At 57.1% G+C, this 1,920-nt stretch carries 2 protein-coding genes, 1 tRNA gene and 2 pseudogenes; 4 read left to right on the forward strand and 1 reads right to left on the reverse strand.

The features are described from left to right. Window positions 1-102: pseudogene (locus tag EN935_RS42430) on the forward strand (VOC family protein); the annotation flags it as partial. Window positions 103-192: 90 nt separating this feature from the next. Continuing rightward, window positions 193-267: transfer RNA gene (locus tag EN935_RS33645), tRNA-Glu, on the forward strand. Between the two features lie 120 nt (window positions 268-387). Here the strand turns inward: EN935_RS33645 and EN935_RS33650 are convergent. Beyond that, the gene (locus EN935_RS33650; RefSeq protein ID WP_109665483.1) at window positions 388-1,116 is read right to left on the reverse strand and encodes a glycosyltransferase family 25 protein; all 729 of its coding nucleotides are present in this window, start codon (window positions 1,114-1,116) and stop codon (window positions 388-390) included. Between the two features lie 118 nt (window positions 1,117-1,234). Between EN935_RS33650 and EN935_RS33655 the strand changes: the two genes are divergently transcribed. Both EN935_RS33655 and EN935_RS42435 read left to right on the forward strand, forming a co-directional pair. Continuing rightward, window positions 1,235-1,567 carry a hypothetical protein gene (locus tag EN935_RS33655; protein ID WP_245469010.1) on the forward strand — a complete coding sequence of 111 codons (333 nt, stop codon included), beginning with the start codon at window positions 1,235-1,237 and terminating at the stop codon, window positions 1,565-1,567. A gap of 217 nt (window positions 1,568-1,784) precedes the next feature. Then, window positions 1,785-1,920: pseudogene (locus tag EN935_RS42435) on the forward strand (VOC family protein); the annotation flags it as partial.

A 1,920-nucleotide genomic window follows, 5' to 3' on the forward strand; every position in this document is an offset into this window, starting at 1 on the left:
GTCGAATTCCGTGAAGCACCGCGCTTCGAGCCTTACGGCACGGTGGCGGTTTTCGCCGATCTCCACGGCAATCTCTGGGACCTGATCGAGCCGAAACGCTAGACCTGCAGCCGACTTTTCCCCGACAAGGGAAAGCGGCCGAACCCCAGTTGCTTTTTCCCAGCGCTCAGCCTATATCGCCGGTTCTTGAACGCGCCCATCGTCTAGCGGTCAGGACACCGCCCTCTCACGGCGGGAACAGGGGTTCGATTCCCCTTGGGCGTACCAAGGATTTCAATGACTTAGTCGTACAGGTTTTGAGGATCTGGTCCTGCAGGCCAAAGTTTGACGCGGTCTCCGTTGGATGGCCGGCGTGGCATATGAACAGAACCGGGTGGCAGCAAGTCTCTAGATATGGCCAACCAGCTGCCGGCGATATTTTTTATAGAGCCACTCCATGCGCTTGTACCAAAGTGGCCTTTGTTTGTCGGGGTTTATAGACGTCAGGAAGGCGCCAGTGTGGGTGCCCTGCTCAACAAAAGGTCTCTCGAACCAAAGCACCTCCACGCCCAGCGCCGCGTCGGCACTGTCGATCTCGTGACCGATCGGCCCGGACATCTTGCGTTCGTCAAACCAGGCGCACCTCTCCGCTGCCACGGAGCGGGTGATGATGTAGGAATCGGTGGCTTTGCCGTGGGGGGCTGGATAGAGATGTTGTCCGCGCTTCAACTTGAACGCCGAAATGTAGTAGGTGCCGGCATTGCCGATATAGATAACGGCTTTGCGGTTTGGATCGCCGAGCTCTGCCAGAGCCGCGTTGAATTTTGTATTGAAATTGGCCGCCAGGAACACGTCGTCCTCTAAGACCAGACAATAGTGCTTGTCGGTCTTCAGAAAATCACGCCAGATCCCGATGTGTTTCAAGGAGCAGGACAGTTCCGCCATTTTGAGAGCGCCTGGCGTGGTAAGTCTTTTGACGTCTTCATCAGTAATGTCCGAAACATCCCAGTGAAGGTACCAAGTGGCGGGAATACCATGGCGTCCGATCTGCCTCGCGATGTGCTGTTCTCGGTCCTCATAGCCCTTCTTGACGTGGCAAATACGCACATAGACTTGGTCGGCGGGAAATTTCAGCATGTGATCCATATAGCCACTGGCGTTTTGGAAATCTACGGGCCCTGAACGTTCATAACCACAAAGCGTATTCCGGCGTGCAGTGCTTGCGCGGCACGGCATGTTGCAGCAAGTTGGCTGCATGAAACAACTGGCCTTGGCCCTCCTCGTCTCCGTGTCCCTGATTGCCCAGTGTGGTCCGTCCTTCTCCAAGGACAGCAAGATCACGGGCACCATTCGAGGTTTTGAATGCGGCGACAATTGTTACCTGACCCTTGTCGACCGCAAGAAGGCCGAGCAAGTCGGCCTGTGTTCCGCGCCCGAGTGCGAAAGCTGGAACGAGCAAACCGTGATGCCGTCCCACTACAAGGGAAAACGCGTGACGGTTACAGTCGGGCAGGGGCAGCAGGTCGATGACAGCGGCAACGTCATGGGAGAGATGATGTCTTTCACAAAGATCAGATTTCTCGATTAGCGTGCCGGCATTGGACGCAATTCGCTTTCGATCCTAGACCACGAATCTCTTAGATCTCTCCCTCAATCGCCCGATCCTGACCGCGTTCGTGGCTTCTGGCGCAGCGGGGCCGATTGCATTAGCATCACGTCAGGGATCCTGAGGCTCCAGCGGTGCGCAGAACGCCGGGTGCCGGCAAGATCCGGACGGGCAGTTGATGCCACGGGGGAGAAGGCCAATGCAGAAACTGCAATCGCAGGGCGTCCATCACATCACGCTGGTCGGCGCCGGGCGCCAGACCTCGATCGATTTCTGGGAAGGCGTGCTCGGCATGCCGTTCATCTTCGAGCAGCCCAACCTCGACAAGCCGAGGG

Source organism: Mesorhizobium sp. M7D.F.Ca.US.004.03.1.1, assembly GCF_003998635.1.
Lineage (GTDB): Bacteria > Pseudomonadota > Alphaproteobacteria > Rhizobiales > Rhizobiaceae > Mesorhizobium > Mesorhizobium loti.

What these genes read in the sequence shown, in the direction of transcription:
- EN935_RS33655 (WP_245469010.1), top strand. Translation starts at nt 1,235, where the DNA reads ATGAAACAACTGGCCTTGGCCCTCCTCGTCTCCGTGTCCCTGATTGCC.
- EN935_RS33650 (WP_109665483.1), bottom strand. Translation starts at nt 1,116, where the DNA reads ATGCTGAAATTTCCCGCCGACCAAGTCTATGTGCGTATTTGCCACGTC.